The sequence below is a fragment of the Micromonospora sp. NPDC000089 genome, assembly GCF_042899365.1.
Classification (GTDB): domain Bacteria; phylum Actinomycetota; class Actinomycetes; order Mycobacteriales; family Micromonosporaceae; genus Micromonospora.
The window spans coordinates 100703-113404 of the sequence record NZ_JBIAZT010000018.1; the positions used below are offsets into that span (position 1 = coordinate 100703).

At 74.7% G+C, this 12702-nt stretch carries 11 protein-coding genes; 7 read left to right on the forward strand and 4 right to left on the reverse strand.

Annotated features, from left to right (window positions below):
- Window positions 1-27 precede the first annotated feature (27 nt).
- Window positions 28-741, reverse strand: a complete 714-nt coding sequence (locus ACFY3U_RS25075) for a TetR/AcrR family transcriptional regulator (protein ID WP_387205962.1) — start codon at window positions 739-741, stop codon at window positions 28-30.
- Between the two features lie 94 nt (window positions 742-835).
- On the opposite strand from ACFY3U_RS25075, the gene ACFY3U_RS25080 reads away from it, so the two are divergent.
- On the forward strand, window positions 836-1930 hold the full coding sequence (locus ACFY3U_RS25080; protein ID WP_387205963.1) for a serine hydrolase domain-containing protein: 1095 nt from the start codon (window positions 836-838) through the stop codon (window positions 1928-1930).
- A 23-nt stretch (window positions 1931-1953) separates the two neighbouring features.
- The gene (locus tag ACFY3U_RS25085; RefSeq protein ID WP_387205965.1) at window positions 1954-2412 is read left to right on the forward strand and encodes a GNAT family N-acetyltransferase; all 459 of its coding nucleotides are present in this window, start codon (window positions 1954-1956) and stop codon (window positions 2410-2412) included.
- A 17-nt stretch (window positions 2413-2429) separates the two neighbouring features.
- On the opposite strand, the gene hemQ is transcribed toward ACFY3U_RS25085, so the two are convergent.
- The 3 genes from hemQ to hemE are packed head-to-tail and all read right to left on the reverse strand — an operon-like array spanning window position 2430 to window position 5638.
- Window positions 2430-3131 carry a hydrogen peroxide-dependent heme synthase gene (gene hemQ / locus ACFY3U_RS25090; RefSeq protein WP_387205967.1) on the reverse strand — a complete coding sequence of 234 codons (702 nt, stop codon included), beginning with the start codon at window positions 3129-3131 and terminating at the stop codon, window positions 2430-2432.
- A complete protein-coding gene (gene hemG / locus ACFY3U_RS25095; RefSeq protein ID WP_387205969.1) occupies window positions 3128-4537 on the reverse strand; it encodes a protoporphyrinogen oxidase in 1410 nt (469 codons plus the stop codon). Before hemG ends, hemQ begins: the two co-directional genes overlap by 4 nt.
- A gap of 6 nt (window positions 4538-4543) precedes the next feature.
- The gene (gene hemE, locus ACFY3U_RS25100; RefSeq protein ID WP_387205971.1) at window positions 4544-5638 is read right to left on the reverse strand and encodes a uroporphyrinogen decarboxylase; all 1095 of its coding nucleotides are present in this window, start codon (window positions 5636-5638) and stop codon (window positions 4544-4546) included.
- Between the two features lie 125 nt (window positions 5639-5763).
- Between hemE and ACFY3U_RS25105 the strand changes: the two genes are divergently transcribed.
- The 5 genes from ACFY3U_RS25105 (at window position 5764) to ACFY3U_RS25125 (ending at window position 12551) form a co-directional block, all read left to right on the forward strand.
- Window positions 5764-6336, forward strand: a complete 573-nt coding sequence (locus ACFY3U_RS25105) for a DUF3000 domain-containing protein (RefSeq protein ID WP_387205972.1) — start codon at window positions 5764-5766, stop codon at window positions 6334-6336.
- Window positions 6337-6446: 110 nt separating this feature from the next.
- Window positions 6447-7757, forward strand: coding sequence for a ribonuclease D (locus ACFY3U_RS25110; RefSeq protein WP_387205974.1), 1311 nt, complete (start codon window positions 6447-6449; stop codon window positions 7755-7757).
- 228 nt (window positions 7758-7985) lie between these two features.
- Entirely contained in the window at window positions 7986-9179 is a 1194-nt protein-coding gene (locus tag ACFY3U_RS25115) for a thiolase family protein (protein ID WP_387205976.1), read from the forward strand.
- Window positions 9176-11242, forward strand: coding sequence for a 3-hydroxyacyl-CoA dehydrogenase NAD-binding domain-containing protein (locus ACFY3U_RS25120; protein ID WP_387205978.1), 2067 nt, complete (start codon window positions 9176-9178; stop codon window positions 11240-11242). The genes ACFY3U_RS25115 and ACFY3U_RS25120 overlap by 4 nt, the downstream gene beginning before the upstream one ends.
- Window positions 11243-11408: 166 nt before the next feature.
- Window positions 11409-12551, forward strand: a complete 1143-nt coding sequence (locus ACFY3U_RS25125) for a hypothetical protein (protein WP_387205980.1) — start codon at window positions 11409-11411, stop codon at window positions 12549-12551.
- Window positions 12552-12702 lie beyond the last annotated feature (151 nt).

Consider the following 12702-nt stretch of genomic DNA (forward strand, 5'->3'; position numbering starts at 1 on the left):
AGGGTGACGGCGCGATCCCGGGGTGAATCAGTGCCGGCCGCCGGCCGGATCCAGTCGATCGAGCGCGGTCGCCAGCGCGACCCCGAACATCTCCTCCGGGTCGGCGCGGTAGAACGGCAGGTGCCCCAGGACCTCGAGCACCACGTACCCGTGCAGGTCGGTCCAGGCGGCCAGCGCGGCGAACAACGCCCCGTCGGTCGGCTCGTCCGACCGCGGCGCCATCGCGGCCAGGACGGCCCGGTAGTGCGCCAACTCCGGCGCGGCCGACGGCGGGGGCGTCGGGTGACGGTCCGCGGCCAGCAGCGGACCGGCCTCGTCCAGCAGGGTGGTGACGAACCGGAGCCGCGAGCCGGGCTCCCGGCCGGCGACCGGTGGCCGCACCGCGGCGTCAGCGCCCCGATCGAGCATCAGCCGGAACTCCCGCCGATGGTCGAGCGCCCAGCGGCGGTACGCCCCGGCCAGCGCGGCGACTCGCGCGCGAGGTGCCCGGCCGGCACCATTCGCAGCGGCCTGCATGGCCCGCAGCGCATCGAGATAGAAGTCGCCGAGCACCGCCCCGAGCAGCTCGTCGCGGGAGCCGTAGTAGCCGTAGAGGCTCCCCGCGGAGCGATCCATCCGGTCGGCCACGGCACGCAGTGTCAGCCCGGTCTCGCCCTGCTCGGCGAGCAGTTCCGCAGCATGTCGACGGATCTCGGCGGCCGTCCTGTCATGCCGCCGCTGTTGCCCTGCCGAGCGCGCCAACGCACCACCCCTCCGCTTCCGTTTCCGAGCACCTTACTGGTAGCTTCTCTAAAACTGAACGCCATTCAGAAACTGACGAGCGTTGGAGAAGTAGATGAGACGAGCTGCCAGGACCGCGCTCGCGGGCACGACGGTCATGCTGGTGGCCGCCGGCGTCGCCGGGTTGGTGCTGGACCGGCCGTTCGCGGCAGCCCGTTCGGGCCCCGCCGGCCAACCACTGCAACCGGCCGCGGGTTGGCCGGCCGACCTGGGCGAGCGGGTCGGTCGGATCGCCGAGGAACGCGGTGCCGAGGCCGTCGTCGCACTGGAGGGCGATCGGCTCGCCGGCCGCTGGGGCAGCGTCGACGAGCGGTACAACGTCGCCTCGATCCGCAAGAGCATCGTCTCCGCGCTGTTCGGGGTGGCCGCCGACCGCGGGCTGGTCGACCTCGACGCCACCCTCGGCCAACTCGGCATCGACGAGACAGCCACTCCGCTGACCCCGATCGAGCGCACGGCGACCGTTCGTGACCTGCTCAGCGCCCGCTCCGGGATCTACCTGCCGACCAGCGGGGAGAACGCCGGCATGCGGGACCGCAAGCCGGCGCGGGGCGCCTACCGACCGGGTACCCACTTCTACTACAACAACTGGGACTTCAACGTGCTCGGGACGATCCTCGAGCGGCAGACGAAGCTGAGCCTGGGTCAGGCCTTCGACGACTGGATCGCCCGCCCCACCGGGATGACCGGCTTCACCCCCGACGACGTGGTCTACTCCGACGGTGGCGACAGCGACCACCGGATGTACCGCTTCTACCTGAGCGCCGAGGACCTCGCCCGCTTCGGCGCGCTCTACGCCGACGGTGGTCGCTGGGGCGATCGGCAGGTGGTGCCCGCTGCCTGGGTCGCCGAGAGCCTCCGCCCGCACAGCACGCTGACCGCCACCGACTCGCCGGACTACCGCGCGTACGGATACCTCTGGTGGCTGGATCCGGAGCACTCGCTCGCCTACGGCATCGGCTCCGGCGGCCAGTGGCTCCGGGTCGACCCGGCCCGGCACCGGGTGATCGTGGTCCTCAACGACACCGGAACGTCCCCGCTGCGGATGTTCAGCTACCGGCACCTGGACGGCGGTGAGGTGCTGCGGGACGCGCCGGACCGGATCGCCGAGCTGGTGGAGACGGTCGCCCCCACCGGTACGGCGGGCTGACCGACCCGACCTACCATCGCCAGATGCTTTCGCCGACCGCCGACCTGCACGTCGCCGCCTTCGCCGACCTGGACGCGCGCACCTTCCACGACCTGCTCCGGCTGCGCGTCGACGTGTTCGTGGTCGAGCAGCACTGCCCGTACCCGGAGCTGGACGGGCGGGACGTCGAGCCCGGCACCCAGCACCTCTGGCTGGCCCACGACGGCGCCCACGACGGCGTCGTGCTGGCGTACCTACGGATCCTGGCCGACCCGGGCGGCGTGGCCCGGATCGGCCGGGTGGTGGTGGCCCCGGCGGCCCGCGGCGGCGGGCACGCCGGCCGGCTGATGACCGAGGCGCTACGCCTGGTCGGCGACCGACCCTGCGTGCTGGACGCCCAGGCGTACCTGGTCGACTTCTACGCCCGGCACGGCTTCGCGGTCACCGGCCCGGAGTACGTCGAGGACGGCATCCCACACGTCCCGATGCGCCGCCACCCCTGACGCCGCCGGGGCCCGGCTCAGACCAGGCTGTTGACGATGTCCGCGACGGACCGGCGACGGCCGGTGTAGAACGGGACCTCCTCGCGGACGTGCCGCCGGGCGCCCGAGGCGCGCAGGTCCCGCATCAGGTCGACGATCCGGTGCAGTTCGTCGGCCTCGAACGCCAGCATCCACTCGTAGTCGCCGAGCGCGAACGCGGCCACCGTGTTGGCCCGCACGTCCGGGTAGCCGCGGGCCATCCGGCCGTGCTCGGCGAGCAGCTCGCGCCGCTCGGTCTCGGGCAGCAGGTACCACTCGTACGAGCGGACGAACGGGTAGACGCAGAGGTAGGGCCGGGGCGTCTCGTCGGCGAGGAACGCCGGGATGTGGCTCTTGTTGAACTCCGCCGGCCGGTGCAGCGCCAACTGCGACCAGACCGGGGTGAGCGCCCGACCCAGCGTGGTCCGCCGGAACCGCCCGTACGCGTCCTGCAGCGCGTCGCTGGAGGACGAGTGCCACCAGATCATCACGTCGGCGTCGGCGCGCAGCCCGGCGACGTCGTACACGCCGCGGATCGTCACGTCCTTGCCGGCCAGCTCGGCGAAGAGAGAGTCGACCTCGTCGACGACGTTCTCCCGCAGGGTGGGCAGCGGGCTGCTGGCCCGAAACACCGACCACATGGTGTAGCGGACGGTGGCGTTCAGCTCCTTGAGCCGCGCCGCGTTGGTCTGCTCGGTCATTGAACCGGTCCTCCCAGTGCATCGATGATCTGCTCGGCCGCCGTCTCGCCGGAGCGGACGCAGACCGGGATGCCCACCCCGTCGTGCCCGGCCCCGGCCAGGGCCAGCGTGGGGTGGGACGCGCGCAGCGCCGCCCGGGTGGCGGCGAGCCGGTCGAGATGCCCCGGGGCGTACTGCGGCAGCGCGCCGCCCCAGCGCTGGACGTGCCCGGCGACCGGCGCCGGCAGCGGCACGCCGAGCACCGTGGACAACTCCCGGTGCACGGTGGCCACCAGCTCGTCGTCGGTGAGCTGGAGCTGCCGCTCGTCGCCGTACCGGCCGACCGAGGCGCGGACCAGCGCGATCCCGTCCGGCCGGGCCAGGTGCCCCCACTTGGTGGTGAAGAAGGTGGCCGCCTTGATCAGCAGCCCCTCGCCGGCCGGCACCAGGAAGCCGGACAGCGCCGGCAGCGCGGGCTCCGGCAGGGCCAGGGTGACCAGGGCGACGCTGGCGTAGTCGAGCGCGCCGACGGTCGCGGCGACCGCCGGGTCGACGTCGGCGAGCAGCCGGGCGGTGGGCCGGGCCGGCACGGCAAGCAGCACCGCGTCCGCCTCGACCCGCTCCGGGTCGCGGGTCGGGCCGACGGTCAGCCGCCAGCCGTCGCCGACCGGGGTCAGTTCGCGGACGGTGGCGTGCCGCCGGACGGTCGCGCCGGCGGCCCGCTCGGCCGCCGCCACAAGGGTGCCCAGGCCGCCGTCCAGGGTGCCGAAGACCGGGGCGCCGGGCGCCCGCGGCGCGGCGGCCTGCGCGGCGCGCACCGCCCCGACCAGGGTGTGCTCCGTCCGGGCCGCGCGGGCCAGCGCCGGCATCGTGGTGACCAGCGACAGGTCGTCGGCCCGGCCGGCGTACACGCCGCCGAGCATCGGGTCGACCAGCCGGTCCACCACCTGGTCGCCGAGCCGGGCCCGGACCAGCGCGCCGACCGCGACGTCCTGGTCCGCCCCGAGCAGCGGCCGGCCGCCGTCGAGGTCGGCGTCCGCCGCCGGCTCGGCCACCGCCGCCACCCGCTCCAGATCCCCGGGTACGCCCACCAGGGTGCCGCCCGGGACCGGCCGTAGCTCCCCGTCGACGGCGATCGCGGCCTGCCCGACGGTGGGGTGCACGATCCGGTCGGCCAGGCCGAGCCGGCGGATCAGCGCGACCGCCGCGGACTCCCCCCCGGCCGGGTCGCGCATCAGGAAGGACTCGGCGCCGAACTCCACCGGCTGCCCGGCCAGCTCACCGGTGCGCAGCTTGCCGCCGAGCGCACCGGACTGCTCGTACACGGTGATTTCCGTGCCCGCCGGGGCGGCGTCGCGCAGCCGGAGCGCGGCGGCCAGGCCGGTGATCCCACCGCCGACCACCGCGACCCGCCACGGCCGCCGCACGGCGCGTCAGCCCCGCTCGGCCCGGCGCGCGGACACCTCGTGCACCAGCGCGACCACCCGGGTCAGCACGTCGGGGTCGGTCTCCGGCAGCACGCCGTGACCCAGGTTGAACACGTGGCCGGGGGCGGCCCGGCCCTGGTCGAGGATCCGCCGGACCTCCGCCTCCACCACCGACCAGGGGGCCAGCAGCACGGCCGGGTCGAGGTTGCCCTGCACCGCGCGGTCCGCGCCGATCCGCCGGGTGGCCACGTCCAACGGGGTACGCCAGTCCACGCCGACCACGTCGGCGCCGGCCTCGCCCATGGCGGTCAGCAGCTCGGCGGTGCCCACCCCGAAGTGGATCCGGGGCACCCCGGAGTCGGCCAGTCCGGCCAGCACCGCGGCCGAGTGCGGCAGCACGTAGCGGCGGTAGTCGGCCTCGGAGAGCGCGCCCGCCCAGGAGTCGAAGAGCTGCACCGCGGAGACCCCGGCGTCGACCTGCACCTTGAGGAAGGCCAGGGTCACCTCGGCGAGCCGGGCGCACAGCGCGTGCCAGAGCTCCGGCTGGCCGTACATCAGGGCCTTGGTCTTCGCGTGGGTGCGCGACGGGCCGCCCTCGACCAGGTAGCTGGCCAGGGTGAACGGGGCGCCCGCGAAGCCGATCAGCGGGGTGTCGCCCAGCTCGGCGACGAGCAGCCGGACGGCCTCGTCCACGTAGGACACCTCGTCCCGCCCGATCGGGCGGATCCGCTCGACGTCCTGCGCGGTGCGGATCGGCTCGGCCACCACCGGCCCGGTGCCGGGCACGATGTCCAGGTCGATCCCGGCGGCGGCGACCGGCACCACGATGTCGCTGAACAGGATCGCCGCGTCCACGCCGTGCCGGCGCACCGGCTGGAGGGTGATCTCGGTGACCAGATCCGGGCGGCGGCAGGAATCCAGCATCGCCACGTTCGCCCGGATCTCCCGGTACTCCGGCAGCGACCGGCCGGCCTGGCGCATGAACCAGACCGGGGTGTGCGGGCCGGGCTGCCGGCGGCAGGCCCGGACGAAGGGCGATTCGGCCGGTCCGCCGGCGCGGGCTGCGTCTCGGGCGGCACTGCCCGCGGTCTCGGTGCTCATCGCGGCAATCGTGCCACGGCTGCGGGCGCGGTCGGCGGGCAGCGCCGCGTTTTGTGATCCGCGCCGGCCCGGTCGACGGCGCGCCGCGAGGGCGGCCGACCGTGGCGCGGCATAGGCTGCCCGGCATGGCCCCCCCGATCGCGCTCCCGGAGACGTTCGCCCGCGCGGTGGCCGGGTTGCGGTCGGTCACCCCCCGGCCGGAGATCGTGCTGGAGGAGGTCGGCGCCCCCCAGCGCCTCGCCCCGTACGCCTTCGCCCTCTCCGCCGGGGTGCTGCGCGACGGCGAGGAGACGGCCACCGGCCGGTTGATCCTGCTGCACGACCCGGCGGGGCACGAGGCCTGGCAGGGCACCCTGCGGCTGGTCACCTACGTGACCGCCGAGCTGGAGATGGACCTGGCCGCCGATCCGCTGCTGCCGGGCGTGGGCTGGACCTGGCTGACCGACGCCCTCGCCGCGCACGACGCCGACCACCGGGCGGCCGGCGGCACGATCACCCAGACGCTGTCCACCCGGTTCGGCGAGCTGGCCGGGCCGCCCGCCGCGGGCGACATCGAGATCCGGGCGTCCTGGACGCCGCTCGGCACCGACCTCGCCGCGCACCTGCTCGCCTGGTGCGCGCTGCTGGCCTCCACGGCGGGGCTGCCCCCGCCCGGGGTGACCGCGCTGCCCGAGCGCCGCCCGGCCGGGGCGGGATGACCGCTGTCCCACCCTTCCGTGGCCCCCGTCCGGCCACCTTCCGGCCGTCCGGCCGACACACACCCGACCGGCTGCGCACACCGGATGCCGCTTCGCACTAGGGTTGTCAGGTGACCGACGAACCACCCCTGCGCCGTCGGGCCGCGGAAAGCCGTACGGGAGGCGTCTCGCCCTCGGCCACGCCGGAGCCGGAGGACGCGGGGACCGACCAGCCCGACGGCGGCCCCGTGCCGCTGACCGCCCCCCGCGACGGCACCCCCCAGCCGGTGGCCACCCCGAGCGAGCTCGACGAGGTCGTGGCCCGCTTCGCCGCCGGCAGCGGCCCGGTGGCCCTGGACGCCGAACGCGCCTCCGGATACCGCTACAGCCAGCGGGCCTACCTCGTGCAGCTGCGCCGCGAGGGCGCCGGCACCGCGTTGATCGACCCGCTGCCGCTGCCTGACCTGGCCGCCCTGGACGCGGCGATCGGCGACGCCGAGTGGGTGCTGCACGCGGCCAGCCAGGACCTGGCCTGCCTGGCCGAGGTGGGGCTGCGTCCCCGGCGACTGTTCGACACCGAGCTGGCCGCCCGGCTGGCCGGCTTCGAGCGGGTCGGCCTGGCGGCGCTCACCGAGCAGCTGCTCGGCTACAGCCTGGAGAAGCACCACTCGGCAGCGGACTGGTCCAGCCGGCCGCTGCCGGAGTCCTGGCTGACGTACGCCGCGCTGGACGTGGAGATGCTGGTCGACCTGCGCGACGCCCTCGACGCGGAGCTGGCCCGGCAGGGCAAGTCGGCGTGGGCGGCGGAGGAGTTCGCCGCGCTGGTGCGCACCGGCGCCCGGCCGCCCCGGGTCCGGGCCGAGCCGTGGCGCCGCACCTCCGGCATCCACCGGGTACGCGGCGCCCGCGCCCAGGCCCGGGTGCGGTCCCTCTGGTACGCCCGGGACCAGATCGCCGCCCGGCGGGACGCCGCTCCCGGCCGGGTGCTCCCGGACTCGGCGATCGTGGCCGCCGCCGAGCTGGACCCGAAGGACGAGAAGACCCTGCTCACGCTGCCCGGCTTCGGCGGCCGGTCGGTACGCCGGCTGGCCCGCACCTGGCTGGCCGCGCTGGACGACGCCCGGCAACTGCCGGAGGACGCGCTGCCGGTCAGCCCGACGGTCGAGGGCCCACCGCCGCCGCACCGCTGGGCGGAGCGCGACCCGGTGGCGGCCGGCCGGCTGACCCGCTGCCGTGAGGTGGTGGTCCGGATCTCCGGCGAGCACAACCTGCCCCCGGAGAACCTGATCGCCCCCGACTCGATCCGCCGCCTGGCCTGGCAGCCCCCCGAAGAGATCACCGAGGACACCGTCGCGGAGACCCTCCGCACCTCCGGCGCCCGCGAATGGCAGCTGACCCTCCTGGTCCCCGCCCTGACCCAGTCCCTCCCCCCACCCCCCTGACCCACCCCCACCTCCGGCTCCCGGCTCCCGCAGTTGATCAAGGAGTTTGCGTCGGCGACACGCCGTACGACAGACGCAAACTCCTTGATCAACGACCCGGGGCCGGGGATGAGGTCGGAGGGCGGGGTCGGGGTGGGTGTGGGGTGGGCCACAGGGGGGGTGGTGACGGGGTTGGTTACTGGCGAGTAGCATCCGAGGCATCTGCCAGTGCCGGCTAGGAGGCTCCAAGTGCCCCGTGAAGTTCGAGATGTCGTCTTCGTCGACGGCGTCCGTACCCCGTTCGGCAAGGCGGGTGGCATGTACGCCAACACCCGCGCCGACGACCTGGTGATCCGCTGCATCCGCGAGCTGCTGCGCCGCAACCCGCAGCTGCCGCCGGAGCGGGTGGAGGAGGTGGCGATCGCCGCCACCACCCAGATCGGCGACCAGGGCCTGACCATCGGCCGCACCGCCGCCCTGCTGGCCGGCCTGCCCAAGACGGTGCCCGGCTTCGCCATCGACCGGATGTGTGCCGGCGCGATGACCGCGGTGACCTCGGTGGCCGGCGGCATCGCGATGGGCGCGTACGACATCGCCATCGCCGGCGGCGTCGAGCACATGGGCCGGCACCCGATGGGCGAGGGCGTCGACCCCAACCCGCGGATCATCGCGGAGAAGCTGGTCGACCCGTCCGCCCTGGTGATGGGCGCCACCGCGGAGAACCTGCACGACCGGGTCCCGCACATCACCAAGGCGCGCACCGACGCGTTCGCGCTCGCCTCGCAGCAGAAGACCGCCAAGGCGTACGCCAACGGCAAGCTGCAGGACGACCTGGTCTCCGTCGCCACCCGCGACGAAGAGGGCGGCTGGGGCCTGGCCACCGTGGACGAGGCCCCCCGGGACACCTCGCTGGAGAAGCTCGGCACCCTGAAGACCCCGTTCCGCCCGCACGGCAAGGTCACCGCCGGCAACGCGGCGGGCCTGAACGACGGCGCCACCGCCAGCCTGCTCGCCGACGAGGCGACCGCCCGTGAGCTGGGCCTGCCGGTCGCCATGCGGCTGGTCTCCTTCGGCTACGTCGGCGTCGAGCCCGAGGTGATGGGTGTCGGCCCGATCCCGTCGACCGAGAAGGCGCTGCGGATCGCCGGCCTGAGCATCGACGACATCGGCCTGTTCGAGCTGAACGAGGCGTTCGCCGTGCAGGTGCTCGCCTTCCTCGACCACTTCGGCATCGCCGACGACGACCCGCGGGTCAACCCGTGGGGCGGCGCGATCGCCATCGGTCACCCGCTCGCCTCGTCCGGCGTACGGCTGATGACCCAGCTGGCCCGGCAGTTCGCCGAGCACCCCGAGGTCCGCTACGGCCTCACCGCGATGTGCATCGGCATCGGCATGGGCGGCACCGTGATCTGGGAGAACCCGAACTGGGAGGGCAACAAGTGAGCCTCACCGCGCCGAACGAGGTCGTCACCAGGGCGCTGCTGCGCCAGGTGAACGTGCCCGGGCTGGACCGCCCGGCCGCCCTGATCACCCTGGACAACGGCTTCGACCACACCAAGCCGAACACCTTCGGCCCGGCCGGCCTGACCAGCCTGGACGAGGCGATCAGCACCGCGCTGGCGGCGAACCCGGCGTTCATCGCGGTCACCGGCAAGCCGTACGTCTTCTGCGTCGGCGCGGACATCGTCGGCCTGCCGGCGCTGGCCGACCGGGAGCAGGCGCTCGAGGTCGGCCGGCTCGGCCACCGGGTCTTCGCCCGGCTCAAGGACAGCGAGATCCCGACCTTCGCCTTCGTCAACGGCGCGGCCATGGGCGGCGGCCTGGAGCTGGCGCTGCACTGCCACTACCGGACGCTGTCCGGCGGCGCGGCGGCGCTGGCGCTGCCCGAGGTCTCGCTCGGCCTGGTACCGGGCTGGGGTGGCACCCAGCTGCTGCCGAACCTGATCGGCATCCCCGCCGCCACCCAGGTGATCATCCAGAACCCGCTGATGCAGAACAAGATGCTCAAGCCGAAGCAGGCCGCGGAGATGGGCATCGCGGACGTGCTGCTGGAGCCGGGCGACTTCCTGGAGCGGTCGCTGGAGTGGGCCGCCGGCGTGGTCCGCGGCGAGGTCACCGTGGTCCGCCCCGAGGTCGACAATGACATGTGGGCGGGCGTGCTCTACTTCGCCCGGGAGACGCTGAACCAGCGGCTGCACGGCGCGGTCCCGGCCGCGTACAGGGCGCTCGACCTGCTGGAGACGGCGAAGGACGCGGACTTCGCCACCGGCACCGCCGCCGAGGACGAGGCGCTGGCCGACCTGGTCTTCTCCGAAGAGCTGCGCAGCGGCCTGTACGCATTCGACCTGGTGCAGCGGCGGGCCAAGCGCCCGGCCGGCGCGCCGGACAAGGGCCTGGCCCGGCCGGTCACCAAGGTCGGCATCGTGGGCGCCGGCCTGATGGCCAGCCAGCTCGCCCTGCTGTTCGCCCGCCGCCTCCAGGTGCCCGTGGTCCTGACCGACCTGGACCAGTCCCGGGTGGACAAGGGCGTCGGCTACGTGCACACCCAGATCGAGAAGGCCGTCAGCAAGGGCCGGATGGACAAGGGCACCGCCGCCAAGCTGTACGGCCTGGTCAGCGGCTCGGTCGACAAGGGCGCGTTCGCCGACGCGGACTTCGTCATCGAGGCCGTCTTCGAGGACCTGAACGTCAAGAAGCAGGTCTGGGCCGAGCTGGAGAAGATCGTCAAGCCGGAGGCCGTGCTCGCGACGAACACCTCGTCGCTGTCCATCACCGAGATGGCCGCCGAGCTGGAGCACCCGGAGCGGGTGGTCGGCTTCCACTTCTTCAACCCGGTCGCGGTGCTGCCGCTGCTGGAGATCGTCCGGGGCGAGCGCACCGACGACGCCACGCTGGCCACCGCGTTCGCGGTCGGCAAGCAGCTGAAGAAGTCGTCCGTGCTGGTCAAGGACGCCCCGGCGTTCGTGGTGAACCGGCTGCTCACCCGCTTCCTGGGCACCGTGTTCGCCGCCGTCGACGCGGGCACCCCGCTGGACGTGGCGAACAGCGCGCTGGACCCGCTGGGCCTGCCGATGCGGCCGCTCGCCCTGCTCCAGCTGGTCGGCCCCGCCGTGGCGTACCACGTGGGCGGCACCCTGCACGCGGCGTTCCCGGACCGGTTCGAGGTCAGCGAGAACCTCAAGCGGATCGCCGAGTCCGGCCAGCCGATCGTGGTCGACGACCAGATCAACGCCGAGGTGGCCAAGCTGCTGGTGGTCGGCGACCAGCCGCTCACCGCCGAGCAGGTACGCCAGAACGCGCTGGACGCGCTGGCGCAGGAGATCCGGCTGATGCTCGACGAGGGCGTGGTGGCCGAGGCGCAGGACATCGACCTGTGCATGATCCTCGGCGCCGGCTGGCCGTTCCACCTGGGCGGCGTCACGCCGTACCTGGACCGGACCGGCACCTCCGAGCGGGTCACCGGCAAGCGGTTCCTGCCGCGCGGCGCGGCCAGCCTGCCCGCCTGATCCACCGCCGCTCCCCCGCGAACGCGGTGGTCGGGACCGTCCGCTCCGGACGGTTCCGGCCACCGCGTTCGTCGTCGTGGCGGCCCGGCAGTCGGGAACGGGGCAGCGGGACCGCCCGCGGGATGGCTACCATCACCCGTTCTCTTCTTCGCCTGGAGCTGATCTGATGTCCTCACCCCCGGTCGATCCGTGGTCCGCGCAGCCGGAGCACGGCCCCCCGCACAATCCCCCCGCGCAGCCCGGGCCACCGCCGCCCGGTGACTGGCCCACGGCGCACTACCCGACCGCTCCGCAGGGCGGCGGCTGGCCCGGGCCGGCGCAGCCCGGCCACCCGTACGCCGGCCAGCCGCCCGCACCGCCCTCCGGCGGCTACCCGAACGCCCCGACCTCCGGCGGCTACCCGCCTCCGCCGGCCTCGGGCGGCTACCCGAACGCCCCCACCTCCGGCGGCTACCCGAACGCCCCGACGTCCGGCGGGTACCCGGTCGGGTCGTACCCGGCAGCGGCGCCCGGTGGTCAGCCGCCGACCGCCGGCTACCCCGCCGTCGGCGCCGATCCCACCCAGCCGTACCCGGGCTTCCAGAACGGGCCGTACGGCCCGCCGCCGGCCCCGCCGAAGAAGTCCCGGCTGCCGCTGGTGCTGACGCTGGGGCTGGTCGGCCTGCTGGTGCTCTGCCTCGGCGGCGGTGGCCTGGCCTGGGTCGCCCTCGGCGACGACGAGCCGGCGCCGAGGGCGGGCGGCGCCCCCGCGCCCAGCGACGCACCCGCGCCGACCCGCGGCGCCACCCCCGCCGAGACCGACGACCCCACCGCCGAGCCCTCCCCGTCCGAGACGGAGGAGGACGAGCTCGGTCAGGTCCGGTTGGTCATCCCGAAGACCCTCGCCGGCCGGGCCAAGAGCACCGACCCGACGCTGCGCAAGCTCGCCGACCAGACGACCCGGGACATGAAGTCGGACGTCACCAACGAGACCGGCGCGGTGAGCGCGTTCTACGGCAGCCCCGCGCGGCGCAACATGGTGATGATGGCCGGCGCGTCCGGTCCGGTCCTGTCTCCGGAGAAGGAGCTGGACGACGCGCTCAAGGGCCTCGGCGCGACGCTCGCGGTCAAGAAGACGACGCCGGTCAGCCCGGGCCCGCTCGGTGGGGTGGCGCGCTGCGGCGACGGCAAGGCCTCCGGCATCTCACTGGGCGTCTGTGCCTGGGCCGACCACGGCAGCGTCGGCGTGCTCGTCCTGTACTTCTCCTCGGCGAGCAAGGCCAAGGCCGAGTTCGTCACCATGCGCGGCCAGATCGAGAAGCCGATCTGAGCCACGCCGGCCAGGTGGGGCCCGGGCCCCGGGCCCCCCCCCCGGGGGCGGGGGGGGGCCCGGGGGCCCCCCCCCCCCCCGCCCCCCGGCCCCGCCCCCCCCCGCGGGGGGGGGGGGGGGGGGCGCCCCGCGGGGGGGGGCCCGCGCCCCC

Excerpts from the sequence above, each read along its gene's own strand:
- ACFY3U_RS25105 (WP_387205972.1), top strand. The coding sequence starts at position 5,764 with ATGGCCCCCCCGATCGCGCTCCCGGAGACGTTCGCCCGCGCGGTGGCC.
- hemE (WP_387205971.1), bottom strand. The coding sequence starts at position 5,638 with ATGAGCACCGAGACCGCGGGCAGTGCCGCCCGAGACGCAGCCCGCGCC.
- ACFY3U_RS25125 (WP_387205980.1), top strand. The coding sequence starts at position 11,409 with ATGTCCTCACCCCCGGTCGATCCGTGGTCCGCGCAGCCGGAGCACGGC.
- ACFY3U_RS25085 (WP_387205965.1), top strand. The coding sequence starts at position 1,954 with ATGCTTTCGCCGACCGCCGACCTGCACGTCGCCGCCTTCGCCGACCTG.
- ACFY3U_RS25080 (WP_387205963.1), top strand. The coding sequence starts at position 836 with ATGAGACGAGCTGCCAGGACCGCGCTCGCGGGCACGACGGTCATGCTG.
- hemQ (WP_387205967.1), bottom strand. The coding sequence starts at position 3,131 with ATGACCGAGCAGACCAACGCGGCGCGGCTCAAGGAGCTGAACGCCACC.